We start from the raw sequence: 16,120 nt of genomic DNA on the forward strand, positions 1-16,120 counted from the left end.
ATTGACGCTGCTTTACCGAGAGTTCCTCGCGCGCGTAAGGCCAGTTTCTGGAAACAGATTGTGCACTGGCTGCGACCAAACTGTGCTTGCCAAGCAAGAGAACACGGAAATATCACTTAAATGATCTCCGCAATGGAATCCCCCATCCATCGTCAACTTCCGGGAAGCCAGCATGACGAAAGCCAATAGCCGCGAATCCGAATATCCAATCGATCCGATGTTTCTCGACCGTTGGTCGCCTCGTGCCTTTACCGGCGAGATTATCGAGGAAGCGCAGCTTCTGACGCTTCTCGACGCCGCACACTGGGCGCCGTCCTCCGCAAATATGCAGCCTTGGCGGTTCCTCTACGCATTGAAAGGCTCCGAGCACTGGGAAGAATTCGTGAGCCTGCTTGTCGAAGCCAATCAGGAATGGGCGAAGAACGCCTCAGCGCTGATCTTCGTGGTCTCGCGCAGCTTCAACGGCGCTCGCAGCGAGGGACGGTCAAGCTATACGCACTCTTTCGATGCCGGCACAGCCTGGGGCCATCTTGCCATGCAGGCCCGCATTTCCGGCTTCTATGCCCATGGCATGGGCGGCATCAAGCATGACGAGATCAAGGAAAAGCTTGAAGTCCCCGATGGTTACCGCGTCGAAGCCGGCATTGCCGTCGGCCGCATCGCCGACAAGAGCATCCTTTCCGAGCGCAACCGGGAGCGCGAATTCCCGAGTCAGCGCAAGCCACTCTCGGAGGTCGCCTTCAACGGCCATTTCATCGGCAACGATTGATCGCAAAATAAAAAGTCCCGCAAGCCAGATGGCTGCGGGGCTTTTTCGCGACTGATGTTTGGTCAGATATCGAGGTTTGCGACGCTCAGCGCATTGTCCTGGATGAATTCGCGCCGTGGCTCGACTTCATCGCCCATCAGGCGGGCAAAGAGGCCGTCGGCATCGGTCGCATCGTTGACCTTGACCTGCAGCAGCGAGCGAACGTTCGGATCAAGTGTCGTTTCCCAGAGCTGCTCGGCATTCATTTCGCCGAGGCCTTTATAGCGCTGCATCGTCAGCCCCTTGCGGCCGCTGGCGAAGACCGCATCGAGAAGAGCACGCGGGCCGGAAATTTCGGCATCGCCATCACGCCGGCTCAGTGCTGGCGGCGTCTGATAGATCTCCTTCATGCGCGGTGTGAGCTGATCGATAAGACGGGCATCCTGGGAGCCGATCAGCGCCATGTCGAGCACGATAACTTCCTTGACGCCGCGAACCATGCGCTCGAGGCGGATACCGCCCTCGCTGGTGAGGCTGCCTTCCCAACCGCGCTCGGTTTCCTCGGCGATGATGTCGAGACGCTTGGCCACCTCGGTTGCCAGCTCCTGGGCGCGCTCGGCATTGCTGACGGTTTCGGCATTGAGCGCCCCGGCGATTGCCGCCTGTTCGACGACAGCACGATTGTAGCGCGAATGCAGGTTGTCGAGCAGCGCGCGCAGGCGCAGGGCATCGTGAATGACCTCATTCAGATCCTGCCCGACACGGACTTCGCCGCTGGTGAGCTTCAGCGCCGCATCTTCCAGACCCTGGCCGATCAGATAATCTTCCAGCGCTTTTTCGTTCTTGACGTACTGGACCGACTTGCCGCGCGAAACCTTATAGAGCGGCGGCTGGGCGATATAGAGATGGCCGCGCTCGATCAGTTCCGGCATCTGGCGGAAGAAGAAGGTGAGCAGCAGCGTACGGATGTGGGCGCCGTCGACGTCGGCATCCGTCATGATGATAATCTTGTGGTAGCGCAGCTTCTCGGCATTGAACTCGTCCTTGCCGATACCGGTGCCGAGCGCAGTGATCAGCGTGCCGATTTCCTGGCTGGACAACATCTTGTCGAAGCGGGCACGCTCGACATTCAGGATCTTGCCGCGCAGCGGCAGGATCGCCTGATTTTCACGCGAGCGCCCCTGCTTTGCGGAACCACCTGCCGAGTCACCTTCGACGAGGAAGACTTCAGACTTGGCCGGATCGCGCTCCGAGCAGTCGGCGAGCTTGCCGGGCAGCGAGGCGATATCGAGCGCACCCTTGCGGCGCGTCAGTTCGCGCGCCTTGCGGGCGGCTTCACGGGCGGCGGCGGCTTCAACGACCTTGCCGACGAGAATCTTGGCTTCGCTCGGATGTTCCTCGAACCAGGTATTCAAAGCCTCATTGACGAGGCTTTCGACGACAGGTCGAACTTCCGACGAAACTAGTTTGTCTTTCGTCTGCGATGAGAATTTTGGATCCGGTACCTTGACCGACAGGACTGCGGTCAGACCTTCGCGGCAATCTTCGCCCTGCAGCGTCACCTTTTCCTTTTTCGTAATGCCGGAATTATCGGCATAGGAAACGACCTGACGCGTCAGTGCGGCACGGAAGCCAGCCATATGCGTGCCGCCATCGCGCTGGGGGATGTTGTTGGTGAAGCAAAGCACGTTCTCGTGATAGCTGTCGTTCCACCACATGGCTACCTCGACGGTGATGCCATCCTTCTCGCCGCGGATCGCAACGGGCTTTTCGACGAGCGGCTTCTTGGCGCGGTCGAGATAGGAAACGAAGGCTTCCAGACCTCCGTCATAGACCATCTCTTCCTGCTTGATGTCGGAGTGGCGCTTATCCGTCAGCAGAATGCGGACGCCGGAGTTGAGGAAGGCCAGTTCGCGCAGACGGTGCTCAAGTGTGCCGTAGTCGAACTCCGTCATGGTGAAGGTTCCGGTGCTCGGCATGAAGCTGACTTCCGTGCCGGTCTCGTTGCCCGCTTCGCCGGTCACTTTCAACGGAGCATCCGCTACGCCGTGGGTGAAGCTCATCTCATGAATCTTGCCCTGGCGACGGATCTTCAGCTTCAGCCAGACGGACAGTGCATTGACGACCGAAACGCCGACGCCGTGCAGACCGCCAGAAACCTTATATGAATTCTGGTCGAACTTACCGCCGGCATGGAGCTGGGTCATGATGACCTCGGCTGCCGACACGCCTTCGCCGCTGTGAATATCGGTCGGGATGCCGCGGCCGTTATCCGTCACCGTCACAGAGCCATCGGGATTGAGCGTAACGGTAACGATGTCGGCATGGCCGGCCAACGCTTCATCGATCGCGTTATCGACGACTTCATAGACCATGTGGTGGAGGCCCGAGCCGTCGTCGGTATCGCCGATATACATGCCGGGGCGCTTGCGCACGGCATCGAGGCCCTTCAGGACCTTGATGGAGTCTGCGCCATATTCGGTGTTTACGCCGTTTTCCGTCGCGGGTGCATCGGTCATTCTGTCGAGGTTTTCCCTGTTGTCATAAGCAACGGCGCGCCTTGCGAATCACCGGCTTTTTCAATGTCGAATATAGGTTTTTTGCAGCGAGTTCCCAATGGCAAGGCCCTAAAACAAGGCATAAATCAGGGGATTATGACGCTTTTCCGTCCCCTTTGCCGTCATTTTCAAGAAGCGCCGATAACCGGGCGATATCGGCGGTGTCAAGGCTGCGAATTCGCTTGGCCAGACAATTGGCAAATTCGGTATATTCGGGCGGCAGGCCCGAGGTATCGACGACTACGCGCGGATCGGAAGAGCCGGCAACGAGGAAGAGCTCTTCGGCCTCGTCCCAGATGATGTTGAAGTAGCCGGCGATGCGCTGCAGCAGATCGAAGCTCGGCACGCCGCGCTTTCCATGCTCGAGCGCCGAGAGATAGGCAGGCGAAACATTGAGCGCCGCCGCCATCTGTTTCTGCGTCACGCCCTTGCGCGCACGCAGCTTGCGAACTGCTTCCGCAAACGGCGTCACGATGTTTCCCCGGCCCGCCGCGAGAGGCGGATATAGAGGGCGCCCGCACCACCATGATGTTGGGCCGCTGGCTCATAAGACGAAATCAGAAAACGGAATTCGGGCTTGGAGAACCAGAGCGGCACCGCGCGCTTCAAGGCGCCTTCGCTGCCCATGGAGCTGCCCTTGCCTGTAATGACGAGGACGTGCCGCATGCCGCGTTCATGCGCGCGGATCAGGAAATCGAGCAGGAAGGAATGCGCTTCGCTCTGGACCATGCCGTGAAGATCGATCCGAGCTTCCAGCGCCAGCTTGCCCTTGGCGATCTTGCGCTTGACCGGCCGCTCCAGCGGATAGTGGACGCCCGAGGGCTGTTTTGCGGGCGTCTGAGCTACCGGTTGCTGTGGAAGCGGTGTGGCCATCTTCTGCTTTTCCGCCTTTTCCTGTTCGGCTGCCGCTTCGGCCTCCGCCAGGAAGGCGTCAAGCGCGGTCAGTTCATCCGTCTTGCCGGGCATGGGTCGGGTACTGCGGGCGACCCTGCCCCAGAGGATTCTCTCGTCTGAGCTGAGCTTGCGGTCCTTCGCCATCAGAGGAACCTCGCTGCAGCGGCATTGGGAATGAGAATTGCGAAATCGGCATCATTGCGTACCGTTCCCGCCAACTCGCCTGCAGCATGGCCCGAACCGGTGAAAATGTCACCGCGCGCGGGACCGACAATTGCCGAACCGGTGTCCAACGCCAGCATCAGCCGTTGAAACGGCTTACCAGCATCGAGATGCGTCAGACTTTCGGAGCGGATGAAGAATGGAAAACCGAAAGTATGGATCAGGCGGTCGACGGCGAGCGAACGCCCCGCAAGCAGCGGCACCTTCGCGGCGGCGATCGGTCCGGCATTCGGATTATCCACCGGTGCTTCCCGGAAGAAAATATAGGATCGGTTATGCCAGAGGACTTCGTCGACTTGGTCCGGATGGGTGGCAAGCCATGCGCGGACCGACTGCATGGAAATTTTCGCGCGGTCGATCTCGCCACGGTCGATCAGCAGCTTGCCGATCGCCGAAAATGGATGGCCGGCCTTTGCGGCGTAGGTGATGCGGCCGATCCTGCCATCCGGATAGCGCAGACGGGCAGCGCCCTGCACATGGACGAAGAAAAGATCGACCTTCGATTTCGCCCAGGCGATCTCAAGACCACGGCCCTCAAGATAGCCCTGATCGATGTCGCGGCGATCCGGATAGGCATCGATCAGCCCATCACGCAAGCGTCCAAATACGTAGGAGCCATCAAACTGCGCGGGACGATTTTGATCATCGAGATCGATGAGATCATCCGGGCGCCGGTAGATCGGAAAACGGAAGGTCGCATCCTGTCTGTCGGAAACTTCGATTTCGGGCTCGTAGAAGGCGGTGACAAAACCACTGATGCCATCGGTCCGGACAATCCGGAATGGCTGACAGTGCTTTTCAAAAAAGGTACGCGCTTCCTTCGCCGAAGACGGACGAAATGTTTCTGCTTCCTCCAGCAATGGAAGGAGATCGGCTGAACTCAGCCCCAGCGAACCGGTACGATAAGGTTTGGTTTCGGAAATATGTCGGCGACAGGTAGCCATGACTTCAAAAAGGCTGGAGGGATCGTCATCCCTCCAGCCTTCCATCGCGTCGAAACTGACTGCCTGAAGGGCAAAGCCGGCTGCGTCACTCATGTTCCGATTCAGTCGCGACGAGTTTCCAGTTGGGGTCGCGCGATCGCGTATCGCGAGCGAACGTCCAGAGATCGTTGACCTCCGCGACATTCTCGGCATCGCCGTCAATCAGCGCGTCGCTCTTGTCGTAGGTGGCAGAGATCAGCTGACTGATGATGCGCACGGTGATCTGCGCCTCGCTGCCCTTGGTCTCGGCATGGGTGATCTCAGCCTTGTCGATGCCCACGAAGGTGGACTTCATCTTCTCGCCCTTGTTTTCACGATCGCTGATCGCTGCGTCGAAGCCGTCATAGACTTCTCGGGAGAGAAGGTTCTTCAGCGATTTGCGGTCACCATCAGCAAAGGCCATGACGATCATCTCGTAGGCCATACGGGCGCCATTCAAGAATTCCTTCGGGTCGAAGGAGGGATCGGCCCTGTTGAGCGCACGCAGCGATTCATTCAGCGGCGTGCCAGCCGGTGCGAAAGCGTCGATGGCGGAAAAGCGGTCTTCCTCTTCCCCGTTCACATCGCGCCGCGGCAGGGTTACGACCTTGCCGGCATCGGCGCTGTCGTTCTGCACAGCATCCCGTGGCGTATAGAGATCACGCGGCGGCTTCTCATTTCCCGTACGGCGTCCGAGAACGGATCGAAGCTGAAAGAAAATCAGCACCGCCGCCACCAAGAAAAATAATGTGATGAAGTCGTTTGAACTCATATCCCGCCGTTCACTGTTAACATGCCTGATTTCTACCCCCATATAGTCCGGCTATACGAATGATTCAAATCATGGCTGGTATCTTCGCCAGTGCCAAGAGGAGCCCGAGCCACTCGGGGTAAAGAGATGCGTTTTTCCATGCTGCCGGTTTTCGTGTTGCTTCTGCCGCTTGCCGAGATCGCTGGCTTTGTAATTGTCGGCCGCGCAATCGGACTTGCCGCGACGCTGGCGCTTGTCGTGCTGGGCTTTGTCGTCGGGTCTTTCCTCTTGCGCCGGCAGGGTATTGGCATCCTGCGCCGCATGTCCGCCGAAGGGCGCAGCGGCACCATGCCCGGGCGGGAATTACTCAATCCGGCGATGACTGTCATCGCCTCGCTGCTTTTCATCATCCCGGGCTTTCTGTCCGATATACTGGCGATCCTGCTTCTTATCCCGCAGGTTCGCAATCTGCTCTGGCGGTCGATCGCAAAGCGTTTCGTTGTCGTTAGCACCGGCGGCGAGGGCTTCTCGGCTTCTTCGCGTTCGGGATTTCGAGGCCGGCCAGGCAAGCCGGGCGATTCAAAGGTGGTCGATCTCGATGAAGAGGACTATCATCGGGAACCGAACGGCAAGTCACCCTGGTCCGGCAAACAGCTCGGAGACTGATGCGGCTGCGCATTAACTGCGCCGGACGCCCAGGGTTGTAAGCCTATCCCCGAAATGTTAGATGGCGGCACCATTCAAATGCCCCTCGAGGAAAAGCCCATGGCAGACGATAACAGCAGCAACGGCGCAGCGAGCCCGACCCTTTCGATCCTTGCCCAGTACGTCAAGGATCTTTCCTTCGAAAACCCGGGCGCACCGCGCTCGCTTCAGGCCCGCGACAAGGCACCGGCGATCAACATCAATGTAAACGTCAATGCCAATCCGCTCTCCGAAACGGATTTCGATGTCGTGCTTTCGCTGATCGCTGAAGCCAAGGAAGGCGACAAGACGGTCTTCCACACCGAGCTCGTCTATGGCGGCGTCTTCCGCGTCGCCGGCTTCCCGCAGGAGCACATGCTGCCGGTTCTCTTCATCGAGTGCCCGCGCATGCTCTTCCCGTTTGCCCGACAGATCATTGCCGACGTCACGCGCAATGGCGGCTTCCCGCCGCTGATGATCGACCCGATCGATTTCGCACAGATGTTCGCACAGCGCGTTGCCGAAGAACAGGCCCGCTCCAAGGTTCAGGCCGTTCCGAACTAAGTCGGTTTTACAGGCTCTCAAATTCAAATGCCCGGGTTTTGCCCGGGCATTTTTATTTTCAGTTGAGCCGATCGTATTTCGACCAGACGGCCTTTTGACCAAGCTTGGTGATCAGGGCGTCATGTGCCTCGACTTCCGCTTCGCTCAATCGCGGCGCCAGCGGCCGCGGCCTCTCCATGATGGCAGCGACCACGACTTCTTCCACCTCGGCATAGCTCTTGTTCTGGCTCGCAGATCCCGCGACGCCGAGCCCCAGTGCAGCCTGCCGGCCGCCGATCATCTCGATATAGACTTCGGCGAGAAGTTCGGAGTCGAGGAGAGCGCCGTGTTTGGTACGGTGCGAGTTGTCGATGCCATAACGGCGGCAGAGAGCATCGAGCGAGTTAGGTCCCATTGGATGCTTGCGGCGGGCAAGCGAGAGCGTGTCGACGACGCGATCCGGCAGGATCGGCGGCACGCCGATCCTGGCAAGCTCGGCATTCACAAAGCCCATATCGAAAGTGGCGTTGTGGGCGATCCACTTGCCGTCGCCGAAGAATTCCAGAATCTGCTCGAAGACATCGGCGAAGGGCGGCTTATCCTTCAGGAATTCGTCGGTGATGCCGTGGACGGCGAGCGCATCGGGATGAACCTTCTGATCACCCGGATTGACGAAAAGGTGAAGCGTCCTTCCTGTCGGAAAATGATTGAAGAGTTCTATACCGCCGATTTCGATGATGCGGTCCATGCGGTTGTCGAGGCCGGTGGTTTCCGTATCGAAAATGATCTCACGCATGTGGAGCTTCTTCCTTCGCTATCCGCTTCTTCAAGTCGGCGACGATATCTGCCACCTGTTTTCTTGTCGTCTCGATGCTGTGGCTGCTATCCACGATGTAGTCGGCCCGACGGCGTTTTTCCGTATCTGATATCTGGCGGGAGAGAATCATATTGAATTTTTCTTCCGTCATGTTCGGCCGCGCAAGCACCCTCTCCCGCTGAATCTGTGGATTTGCGCTGACGACGACAATGACATCCACCCTCTGATCGGCGTCGGTTTCGAAAAGGAGGGGAATGTCGAGCAGGACCATATCTGCTCCCGCGGCCTCCTGTCGTGCCAGGAATTCACTCTCCCGCTTGCGCACCAAGGGATGAACAATCTGTTCGAGCCGCTTGAAGCCAGCTGGATCTCGAGCGAGTTGCCGGCCGAGTTCCTGGCGATCGACAGCTCCGTTCTTCACCGTGCCAGGGAAAGCTGCGTCGACCAGAGGTGCCGCCTCGCCCGCATAGAGATCGTGCACGACAGCATCTGAATCGTTGACCGCGACACCGGCTTCGGCAAAGAGCTTCGCCGCCGTCGACTTGCCCATTCCGATGGAGCCGGTGAGGCCGATCTTTAGCATCAGTGCTTTTCCATATCCGCTGTTATCAGTGCGCGCAGCGTTTCATCAACGACAGGCCGCCTGCCGAACCATTTTTCAAATCCCGGAACCGCCTGATGCAGGAGCATGCCGAGGCCATCGACGATGGCAAATCCCTGTTCTTCTGCCTGGGCGAGGATCGGTGTTTTCAGCGGCACATAGACGATATCAGTGACGACTGCATCCGAAAGCATTGGCCAGAAATCGATGGCGGGTGCCGCCTCTCCGTCCATGCCGAGAGAGGTGGTGTTAATGAACAGCCCTGCTCCGGTCATTACTTCGGTGAGTGCGGCGGTCGGATGGGCATGGACCTTCGGGCCGAAGCGGTCGGCCAGTTCCTGCGCCCGCTCGACTGTGCGGTTGACGACGTGGATCTCTTTGAAGCCGCGGTCGCGGACCGCCTGAATGACAGCGCGACTTGCACCGCCGGCACCGAAGATGACGACCCGGTCATGCCGGTCCCATCCGGGATGGCGTTCATCGAGATTGGCGGTAAAGCCGCCGCCGTCCGTGTTGGTCGCAAGAAGCTTCCCATCCTCCAGCCACAGCGTATTCGATGCGCCGAGTTCTTCCGATAGCGCGTCCGGTTGGTCGGCCAGTTTGAATGCCATCTCCTTGTGCGGAATCGTGACATTGCCGCCAACGAAACCGGCGCTGCCGTTCCTTAACGAGGCGATGAAGTCTGCAAAACCTTCCGGGGCAACCTCATGCGCGCGATAGCTGCCAGGCAGATCGAGCGTCTTCAGCCAGTAGCCGTGGATCAATGGTGAGCGCGAATGCTTGACGGGAAAACCCGTGACAAACGCTTTCGGCCCATGTGTTTCACGTGAATCATCCATCGATCGCTTCCAGTTCCCGGAGTTTTGCAAGGAGAGGCAACATCGGCAGACCGAGGATCGTGAAATAATCTCCGTCGATCTTCTCGAACAGTTGGATCCCCTCCCCCTCAAGCTGATAGGCACCGACGCTTGCCAGAGCCTTTGGTCCCACACGCTTGAGATGGCGCACAATAAAATCATCGGTCAGCGGACGCATCGTCAGTTCCGCATGCGCAACATGCTGCCATAGAACCACGCCATCTCTGACGATCGCGATCGCGCTGTTCAAGCGGTGTGTTCTGCCGCCAAGCATGCGCAGATGATTGGCTGCATCTGGCATGTCCTTCGGCTTGTGAAAGACCTGAGGGCCGAGCGACATTGTCTGATCCGAGCCGATGACGAGTGCACCCCCAAAGCGGCGGCTGACCTCATCCGCCTTTGCTTCGGCAAGAACAAGCGCCACCTGATCGGGCGTCGCGCCCGATTTTTCCAGAGGCGCCTCGATTGCCCGTTCATCGATGTGAGCGGCATGCGCTTCAAAAGCCAAGCCAGCATTTTCCATCAGCATCCGCCGGAACGGGCTCGATGATGCGAGAACGAGCTTTGGTGTCATCCTAGGTCCTCGGGAGCGATTCAGTTGTTCAGCGCTTAACGCAGCTTCGGGCGAAGGGCAACGATCGCCGCTGCCGTTTCCTCGATCGAGCGGCGGGTGACGTCGATCATCGGCCAGTTGTGGCGGGCACAAAGAGAGCGTGCATATTTCAGCTCCTCCGAGATTGCTGCACGGTCGGTATAGTGTTCCTGGTCGAAACCCGGCGTCGATCCAAGCAGACGATTTTCACGGACTTGAGAAATCCGATCCGTGGTGGCGATAAGGCAGACGATCAGAGGTTTGGTCGCGGCCGCCAAAGCCTCGGGCAAGGGCACGCCATAGACGATCGGGATGTTCGCGGTCTTGATGCCACGGTTTGCGAGATAGATGCTGGTCGGCGTCTTCGACGTACGGCTGATGCCGACGATGACGACATCGGCCTCATTATAATCCTCTGGCATCTGACCGTCGTCATGGTCCATGGTGAAATTCAGCGCTTCGATGCGCGCGAAATAGCCGGCATTCATCACGTGCTGAGCGCCGACCCGCCTTCTGGAGGGTGCGCCAAGATAGATCTGGAACGCGCCGATAACCGGTTCCAAAACATTGACGGAGGCCACGCCCATTTCCGCGCAGCGTTCATCAATGATGCTGGCAAGCTCCGGATCGACGATCGTATAGAGAACAATGCCAGGTTCACTGTCGATTGCCTGAAGCACCGGCATCAACTGCTTGCGATTTCGGATCAGCGGATAGACGTGTTCGATCGGCTGAGAAGACTTGAACTGCGCCGACGCGGCACGGCCGGCGGAGATCAGAGTCTCCCCGGTCGAGTCAGAAATCAGATGCAGATGGAAGAAGTTCGTTCTGTTCTCCACGCTATTTTCCGCTGCCTGTTGAAAAGACTGGACAGCGAAGAGCTAATGGCGCGGCCGGGATCCAGGCAAGGGAAAACATGCCCACTTGTCCACATCCGGAACTTTCGGAGGTCGTTTCAGAGGTGCCTGTGGAGTGTGGGGACTGTGGTCATGCTTCCTAAAACGATGCACAGCTTATCCACAAGATCGGCGACAAAATGAATTCCTGGAACCTTCTGGAATCTCGGCGGGATTCGAATTTCCTACCGCTTTAAGCGCAAATATACGAATCTCGGTTCCCGCTAACCCAGCCTGCGTGACAAATCGCGCTATCAGTGGATGGATTTTAATCCTTGATAGACACCGACTCTAAGAAATAGAAACCTTTTAAATATCTTTGTATTTTTATAGGGAAGAAGCGCTTGAGCGAAACGCGCCGGAAAATTATGCGGGTTCTTGATGGTGAGACCCTGACGCCCCCTCCCCTCTGGCTCATGAGACAGGCGGGTCGCTATCTGCCCGAGTACAGGGAGACGCGCGCTAAGGCAGGAAGTTTCCTCGATCTCTGCTATTCGCCTGATCATGCCGTCGAGGTAACGCTTCAGCCGATACGCCGCTATGGCTTTGATGCCGCCATCCTGTTTTCCGATATCCTGGTCATCCCTGATGCGATGAAGCGCAATGTGCGCTTTACCGAGGGGCATGGTCCTGAAATGGATCCGATCGACGAGACGGGTATCGCTGGCCTGGATGGAGAAAGCGTTGTCGAGTACCTGCAGCCGGTCCTGGAGACGGTGAAGCGTCTGAGAAATGAGCTGCCCACTGAGACAACCCTCCTTGGCTTCTGCGGCGCGCCCTGGACGGTTGCGACCTATATGATTGCGGGTCACGGCACGCCGGATCAGGCGCCCGCCCGCCTCTTCGCCTACAAGCATCCGCGCGCCTTCGAATACCTGTTGATGCTGCTTGCGGATGTTTCTGCCGACTATCTCGTGGCACAGATCGATGCTGGTGCTGATGCGGTGCAAATCTTCGATTCCTGGGCCGGTGTTCTCGGCGAGAAGGAATTTGAAGCTTTCGCAATCCGTCCCGTGGCGCGCATGATCGCTTCGATCAGGGCGCGGCGGCCGCAGGCGCGGATCATCGCTTTTGCCAAAGGTGCGGGCTACATGCTCAAGACTTACCGGCAGAAGACTGGCGCAGATGCGATCGGGCTCGACTGGTCCGTGCCACTTGCCTTTGCGGCCGAGCTGCAGAAAGACGGACCAGTGCAGGGCAATCTCGATCCAATGCGTGTCGTGGCTGGCGGTCGTTCACTGGAGGAAGGTATCGACGATATTCTTCAGGTGCTCGGAAATGGACCGCTGATCTTCAATCTCGGTCATGGCATTACGCCGCAAGCGGATCCGGAGAATGTACGCCTTCTTGTGGAGCGCGTGCGTGGCACGGGGGCTGCGTGATGGAAAAGCAGACGGATCAAAAGCCGGGTGCCTATGCCCGCCGGCGTGCCCATTTTGCGCTGGCCTTTTTCGCTCTTCTGGCTGTCGGGCTCTTCGTCTGGAACCCTGATAATCTCTATCTCTGGATCAAGGCTCTTCACATCATCGCCGTGATCTCGTGGATGGCCGGGCTTTTCTACATGCCCCGTCTTTTCATCTACCACACGGATGCAGAACCTGGTTCGGTTCAATCCGAGACCTTCAAGGTGATGGAGCGGCGGCTGCTCAAGATCATCATGAACCCGGCGATGATGCTGACCTGGATTCTCGGTCTTTATCTCGCCTGGTCGGTCTATGGTTTCCACGGCGGCTGGCTACATGCGAAGATCGGGTTGGTTGTTCTCCTGACAATCGTCCATGTCTTTTTCAGCAGAGCTGTGCGGGCATTCGAACGGGATGAAAACCGTCGCTCGGCACGTTACTGGCGCTTCATGAATGAAGCGCCAACGGCACTGATGATCCTCATCGTTATCCTGGTGGTGGTGAAGCCTTTTTGAAGCCCAGGGGTTGCTGAGGTTAAATTTCAGTCATTTTAAGCAGCCCCCTTGCGGGTCGGGTTCCGACTCGCTATTTTCCGGCCATCTCATCTTCGTGGCATGTGTGTAGAGTTCAGTCGCCTGCGAGCCCCTTTCGCAGTACCGAATACGACCCAACATCGCCTTTCCCCTTATAAAATAACGAGTATTGGTCACTTCATGGCTGAAATGAAGCTTCAGGAACTTAAGAGTAAATCCCCGACGGATCTTCTGGCTTTTGCCGAATCGCTCGAGGTCGAAAATGCGAGCACGATGCGCAAGCAGGAGCTCATGTTTGCAATCCTCAAGGTTCTTGCCAGCCAGGATATCGAAATCATCGGTGAAGGCGTCGTTGAAGTCCTGCAGGATGGTTTCGGGTTTCTGCGCTCCGCAAATGCCAACTATCTGCCCGGCCCGGACGATATCTACATCTCTCCCTCCCAGATTCGCCGCTTCTCTCTGAAGACTGGCGATACGGTCGAGGGTCCGATCCGCGGTCCGAAGGAAGGCGAACGCTATTTCGCGCTTCTCAAGGTCAACACAATCAATTTCGATGATCCCGAAAAGATCCGTCATAAGGTTCACTTCGACAACCTGACGCCGCTCTATCCGAACGAGCGTTTCAAGATGGAACTCGATGTTCCAACCTCCAAGGATCTCTCGTCGCGTGTCATCGATCTCGTGGCACCGCTCGGTAAGGGCCAGCGTGGTCTGATTGTTGCTCCGCCACGTACGGGTAAGACGGTTCTGCTCCAGAATATCGCTCACTCGATTACAGCGAACCATCCGGAATGCTATCTGATCGTTCTGCTTATTGACGAACGTCCTGAAGAAGTCACGGACATGCAGCGCTCCGTGCGCGGCGAAGTCGTCTCGTCGACGTTCGATGAGCCGGCAGTCCGCCACGTTCAGGTCGCCGAAATGGTGATCGAAAAGGCCAAGCGCCTCGTGGAACATGGCCGCGACGTTGTCATCCTGCTCGATTCCGTCACCCGCCTTGGCCGCGCCTACAATACCGTCGTTCCTTCATCCGGTAAGGTTCTGACCGGTGGTGTCGACGCCAACGCGCTCCAGCGCCCGAAGCGCTTCTTCGGTGCTGCACGTAATATTGAAGAAGGTGGTTCGCTGACCATCATCGCAACGGCCCTCATCGACACCGGCAGCCGAATGGACGAAGTCATCTTCGAAGAGTTCAAGGGTACTGGTAACTCTGAAATCGTTCTCGACCGTAAGGTCGCTGACAAGCGTATCTTCCCGGCCATGGATATTCTCAAGTCCGGCACGCGCAAGGAAGACCTGCTTGTTCCGCGCCAGGATCTGCAGAAGATCTTCGTTCTGCGCCGTATCCTCGCCCCGATGGGAACGACCGATGCGATTGAATTCCTCATCGACAAGCTGAAACAGACGAAGAATAATGGTGACTTCTTCGACTCGATGAATACCTGATTATTAGCCGGATTCCTCGGACCGAGGCTGGTGAGTCGTTCGCGCGACCGCCAGCCTTTTCTGTTTCGATTGATTCGGAAACGAACCGATAGGCCGAAGACCATGGAAACGTGGAACGATACCATATTCGCTCTTTCGAGCGGCACCCCGCCGTCAGGTGTGTCCGTTGTTCGTGTCAGCGGTCCGCAGACCTGTCTTATCCTAGAGGCACTGGTTGGTGGGATTCCATCACCGCGAACCGCCGCCTACAGAACGATTCGGACTCGGAACGGTTTTCCAATCGATGCCGGGCTGGTTCTTTTCTTTCCTGGTCCGGCTTCCTTTACCGGCGAAGACTCCGCCGAATTCCAAGTCCACGGTTCGAAAGCAGTCATATCGGCTCTCTCTAGAGAACTGGCAATGTTTTCCGGGACCAGACTTGCAACGGAAGGAGAGTTCAGCCGTCGTGCCTTTGAAAACGGCAAGCTTGACCTCGTTGAGGTCGAAGGGTTAGCGGACCTTATCGCGGCTGAGACGGAAATGCAGCGTCGTCTGGCGCTGGAGCAGAGCTCGGGCGGTCTATCGCGCCTATATGATTCGTGGGCGGAACGAATAACGCGTTCTCGCGCTTTGATCGAAGCCGAACTGGATTTTCCGGACGAAGACGACATTCCCGGCTCTGTCTCGGATCAGATCTGGATCTCATTGGCAGAGCTTCGGCGGGAGATGGAGGATCATCTTTCCCATGCCGAGATGGGAGAGATTGTCCGAGATGGCTTTAAAGTTGTTATTGCCGGGGCGCCCAATGCCGGCAAGTCGAGCTTGATGAACTGGTTTGCGCAAAGGGACGTGGCAATCGTAACCGACATAGCCGGTACGACGCGCGACGTGCTTCATGTCGATATCAATCTAAATGGCTATCTGGTTAAGCTTTATGACACAGCGGGTTTGCGAGACACAGCCGATATAGTGGAGCAGGAAGGCATCAAAAGAGCGCAGCTGGCATTGAACAATGCTGACCTCGTGCTCTTTCTGAGCGACATGGGATCGCCATCACCACTAGATCCTATCGACTTGGAACGCGGTTCATCGCATGTTATTGTCGGCACCAAGCGGGACCTATATCCTTCAACTGCTTCATACGACCTTCAGATTTCTACAATGACAGGTGAAGGTCTTCCGGAACTTCGGGACTTTGTTTCTTCCTTCATCGAACAGAAATTTGAGGGATTGTCTTTATCCGTTCCGACGCGGGCGCGGCATAAGGATTCGCTCTCGAAATGCCTGACTGCCCTATCGGAGGCAATCGATCGGGCAGAGCAAAGCCTGGAGATCAGAGCGGAATCTTTAAGGCTCGCCGGTGATCATCTGGGACGAATTACCGGACGGGTTGACGTTGAAGATCTTCTTGGCGTCATTTTTTCGGAGTTTTGTATCGGAAAATGATTCACGTGGAACGCCGCGCCGCCCGCGGCGGGCGTGAAGTTTCACGTGAAACCTTTTGTGGAGTTGCGCATGAGCGCCAGCAATTATGACGTTATCGTGATCGGAGGCGGTCATGCCGGATCGGAGGCAGCCGCGGCTGCCGCGAGGATGGGTGCGAAGACTGCGCTGATCACGCATCGGCGCGACAC

General features: G+C 57.5%; 18 protein-coding genes. 8 read left to right on the top strand and 10 right to left on the bottom strand.

All coding sequences use genetic code 11. The annotated features are described in order from the left end of the window. Positions 1 to 172 precede the first annotated feature (172 nt). Complete coding sequence (locus PMI11_RS04375; RefSeq protein ID WP_007813786.1) at positions 173 to 769, top strand: nitroreductase family protein; 597 nt, start codon at positions 173 to 175, stop codon at positions 767 to 769. Between the two features lie 62 nt (positions 770 to 831). Here the strand turns inward: PMI11_RS04375 and gyrB are convergent, their stop codons facing one another. From gyrB to PMI11_RS04400, 5 genes are all read right to left on the bottom strand, one after another. Further along, positions 832 to 3,267 (bottom strand): DNA topoisomerase (ATP-hydrolyzing) subunit B, encoded by a 2,436-nt coding sequence (gene gyrB / locus PMI11_RS04380; protein ID WP_007813787.1) that lies wholly within the window; start codon positions 3,265 to 3,267, stop codon positions 832 to 834. A gap of 133 nt (positions 3,268 to 3,400) precedes the next feature. Beyond that, positions 3,401 to 3,778, bottom strand: coding sequence for a helix-turn-helix domain-containing protein (locus tag PMI11_RS04385; protein ID WP_007813789.1), 378 nt, complete (start codon positions 3,776 to 3,778; stop codon positions 3,401 to 3,403). Beyond that, positions 3,775 to 4,344, bottom strand: a complete 570-nt coding sequence (locus tag PMI11_RS04390) for a Smr/MutS family protein (protein WP_007813791.1) — start codon at positions 4,342 to 4,344, stop codon at positions 3,775 to 3,777. The genes PMI11_RS04385 and PMI11_RS04390 overlap by 4 nt, the downstream gene beginning before the upstream one ends. Beyond that, entirely contained in the window at positions 4,344 to 5,459 is a 1,116-nt protein-coding gene (locus PMI11_RS04395; RefSeq protein ID WP_007813793.1) for a murein transglycosylase A, read from the bottom strand. The genes PMI11_RS04390 and PMI11_RS04395 overlap by 1 nt, the downstream gene beginning before the upstream one ends. Beyond that, complete coding sequence (locus tag PMI11_RS04400) at positions 5,452 to 6,156, bottom strand: Tim44/TimA family putative adaptor protein (protein ID WP_037070656.1); 705 nt, start codon at positions 6,154 to 6,156, stop codon at positions 5,452 to 5,454. Before PMI11_RS04400 ends, PMI11_RS04395 begins: the two co-directional genes overlap by 8 nt. Positions 6,157 to 6,282: 126 nt before the next feature. On the opposite strand from PMI11_RS04400, the gene PMI11_RS04405 reads away from it, so the two are divergent. Together PMI11_RS04405 and secB are read left to right on the top strand one after the other, a co-directional pair. Next, the gene (locus PMI11_RS04405) at positions 6,283 to 6,801 is read left to right on the top strand and encodes an FxsA family protein (RefSeq protein ID WP_037070658.1); all 519 of its coding nucleotides are present in this window, start codon (positions 6,283 to 6,285) and stop codon (positions 6,799 to 6,801) included. A gap of 99 nt (positions 6,802 to 6,900) precedes the next feature. Continuing rightward, positions 6,901 to 7,383, top strand: a complete 483-nt coding sequence (gene secB / locus PMI11_RS04410) for a protein-export chaperone SecB (RefSeq protein ID WP_007813799.1) — start codon at positions 6,901 to 6,903, stop codon at positions 7,381 to 7,383. A gap of 58 nt (positions 7,384 to 7,441) precedes the next feature. Here the strand turns inward: secB and dnaQ are convergent, their stop codons facing one another. From dnaQ to PMI11_RS04435, 5 genes are read right to left on the bottom strand one after another with little or no spacing between them, the layout of a single operon-like run. Next, positions 7,442 to 8,158, bottom strand: coding sequence for a DNA polymerase III subunit epsilon (gene dnaQ / locus PMI11_RS04415; protein ID WP_007813801.1), 717 nt, complete (start codon positions 8,156 to 8,158; stop codon positions 7,442 to 7,444). Then, positions 8,151 to 8,762, bottom strand: a complete 612-nt coding sequence (coaE, locus tag PMI11_RS04420) for a dephospho-CoA kinase (RefSeq protein ID WP_007813803.1) — start codon at positions 8,760 to 8,762, stop codon at positions 8,151 to 8,153. The genes dnaQ and coaE overlap by 8 nt, the downstream gene beginning before the upstream one ends. After that, positions 8,762 to 9,619: a shikimate dehydrogenase gene (locus PMI11_RS04425; RefSeq protein ID WP_007813804.1), complete on the bottom strand. Its 858-nt coding sequence runs from the start codon at positions 9,617 to 9,619 to the stop codon at positions 8,762 to 8,764. The genes coaE and PMI11_RS04425 overlap by 1 nt, the downstream gene beginning before the upstream one ends. Further along, positions 9,612 to 10,211 (bottom strand): Maf-like protein, encoded by a 600-nt coding sequence (locus PMI11_RS04430; protein WP_007813806.1) that lies wholly within the window; start codon positions 10,209 to 10,211, stop codon positions 9,612 to 9,614. Before PMI11_RS04430 ends, PMI11_RS04425 begins: the two co-directional genes overlap by 8 nt. Before the next feature lie 35 nt (positions 10,212 to 10,246). Continuing rightward, positions 10,247 to 11,068: a pyruvate, water dikinase regulatory protein gene (locus PMI11_RS04435; RefSeq protein ID WP_007813808.1), complete on the bottom strand. Its 822-nt coding sequence runs from the start codon at positions 11,066 to 11,068 to the stop codon at positions 10,247 to 10,249. A 401-nt stretch (positions 11,069 to 11,469) separates the two neighbouring features. On the opposite strand from PMI11_RS04435, the gene hemE reads away from it, so the two are divergent. The 5 genes from hemE to PMI11_RS36305 all read left to right on the top strand — a co-directional run. After that, complete coding sequence (gene hemE / locus PMI11_RS04440) at positions 11,470 to 12,507, top strand: uroporphyrinogen decarboxylase (RefSeq protein ID WP_037070661.1); 1,038 nt, start codon at positions 11,470 to 11,472, stop codon at positions 12,505 to 12,507. Then, complete coding sequence (hemJ, locus tag PMI11_RS04445) at positions 12,507 to 13,043, top strand: protoporphyrinogen oxidase HemJ (RefSeq protein WP_007813813.1); 537 nt, start codon at positions 12,507 to 12,509, stop codon at positions 13,041 to 13,043. The genes hemE and hemJ overlap by 1 nt, the downstream gene beginning before the upstream one ends. A 198-nt stretch (positions 13,044 to 13,241) precedes the next feature. Next, positions 13,242 to 14,507 (top strand): transcription termination factor Rho, encoded by a 1,266-nt coding sequence (gene rho, locus PMI11_RS04450; protein ID WP_007813815.1) that lies wholly within the window; start codon positions 13,242 to 13,244, stop codon positions 14,505 to 14,507. Positions 14,508 to 14,609: 102 nt separating this feature from the next. After that, positions 14,610 to 15,932, top strand: coding sequence for a tRNA uridine-5-carboxymethylaminomethyl(34) synthesis GTPase MnmE (mnmE, locus tag PMI11_RS04455; protein ID WP_007813817.1), 1,323 nt, complete (start codon positions 14,610 to 14,612; stop codon positions 15,930 to 15,932). A gap of 69 nt (positions 15,933 to 16,001) precedes the next feature. Beyond that, on the top strand, positions 16,002 to 16,120 hold a 119-nt coding region (locus PMI11_RS36305), incomplete at its 3' end, for an FAD-dependent oxidoreductase (RefSeq protein WP_007813820.1).

It is taken from the genome of Rhizobium sp. CF142, assembly GCF_000281145.1.
Lineage (GTDB): Bacteria > Pseudomonadota > Alphaproteobacteria > Rhizobiales > Rhizobiaceae > Rhizobium.

What these genes read in the sequence shown, in the direction of transcription:
- rho (WP_007813815.1), top strand. Translation starts at nt 13,242, where the DNA reads ATGGCTGAAATGAAGCTTCAGGAACTTAAGAGTAAATCCCCGACGGAT.
- PMI11_RS04390 (WP_007813791.1), bottom strand. Translation starts at nt 4,344, where the DNA reads ATGGCGAAGGACCGCAAGCTCAGCTCAGACGAGAGAATCCTCTGGGGC.
- PMI11_RS04375 (WP_007813786.1), top strand. Translation starts at nt 173, where the DNA reads ATGACGAAAGCCAATAGCCGCGAATCCGAATATCCAATCGATCCGATG.
- gyrB (WP_007813787.1), bottom strand. Translation starts at nt 3,267, where the DNA reads ATGACCGATGCACCCGCGACGGAAAACGGCGTAAACACCGAATATGGC.
- hemJ (WP_007813813.1), top strand. Translation starts at nt 12,507, where the DNA reads ATGGAAAAGCAGACGGATCAAAAGCCGGGTGCCTATGCCCGCCGGCGT.
- mnmE (WP_007813817.1), top strand. Translation starts at nt 14,610, where the DNA reads ATGGAAACGTGGAACGATACCATATTCGCTCTTTCGAGCGGCACCCCG.
- PMI11_RS04400 (WP_037070656.1), bottom strand. Translation starts at nt 6,156, where the DNA reads ATGAGTTCAAACGACTTCATCACATTATTTTTCTTGGTGGCGGCGGTG.
- PMI11_RS04405 (WP_037070658.1), top strand. Translation starts at nt 6,283, where the DNA reads ATGCGTTTTTCCATGCTGCCGGTTTTCGTGTTGCTTCTGCCGCTTGCC.
- PMI11_RS04425 (WP_007813804.1), bottom strand. Translation starts at nt 9,619, where the DNA reads ATGGATGATTCACGTGAAACACATGGGCCGAAAGCGTTTGTCACGGGT.
- PMI11_RS04430 (WP_007813806.1), bottom strand. Translation starts at nt 10,211, where the DNA reads ATGACACCAAAGCTCGTTCTCGCATCATCGAGCCCGTTCCGGCGGATG.
- PMI11_RS04395 (WP_007813793.1), bottom strand. Translation starts at nt 5,459, where the DNA reads ATGAGTGACGCAGCCGGCTTTGCCCTTCAGGCAGTCAGTTTCGACGCG.
- coaE (WP_007813803.1), bottom strand. Translation starts at nt 8,762, where the DNA reads ATGCTAAAGATCGGCCTCACCGGCTCCATCGGAATGGGCAAGTCGACG.
- dnaQ (WP_007813801.1), bottom strand. Translation starts at nt 8,158, where the DNA reads ATGCGTGAGATCATTTTCGATACGGAAACCACCGGCCTCGACAACCGC.
- secB (WP_007813799.1), top strand. Translation starts at nt 6,901, where the DNA reads ATGGCAGACGATAACAGCAGCAACGGCGCAGCGAGCCCGACCCTTTCG.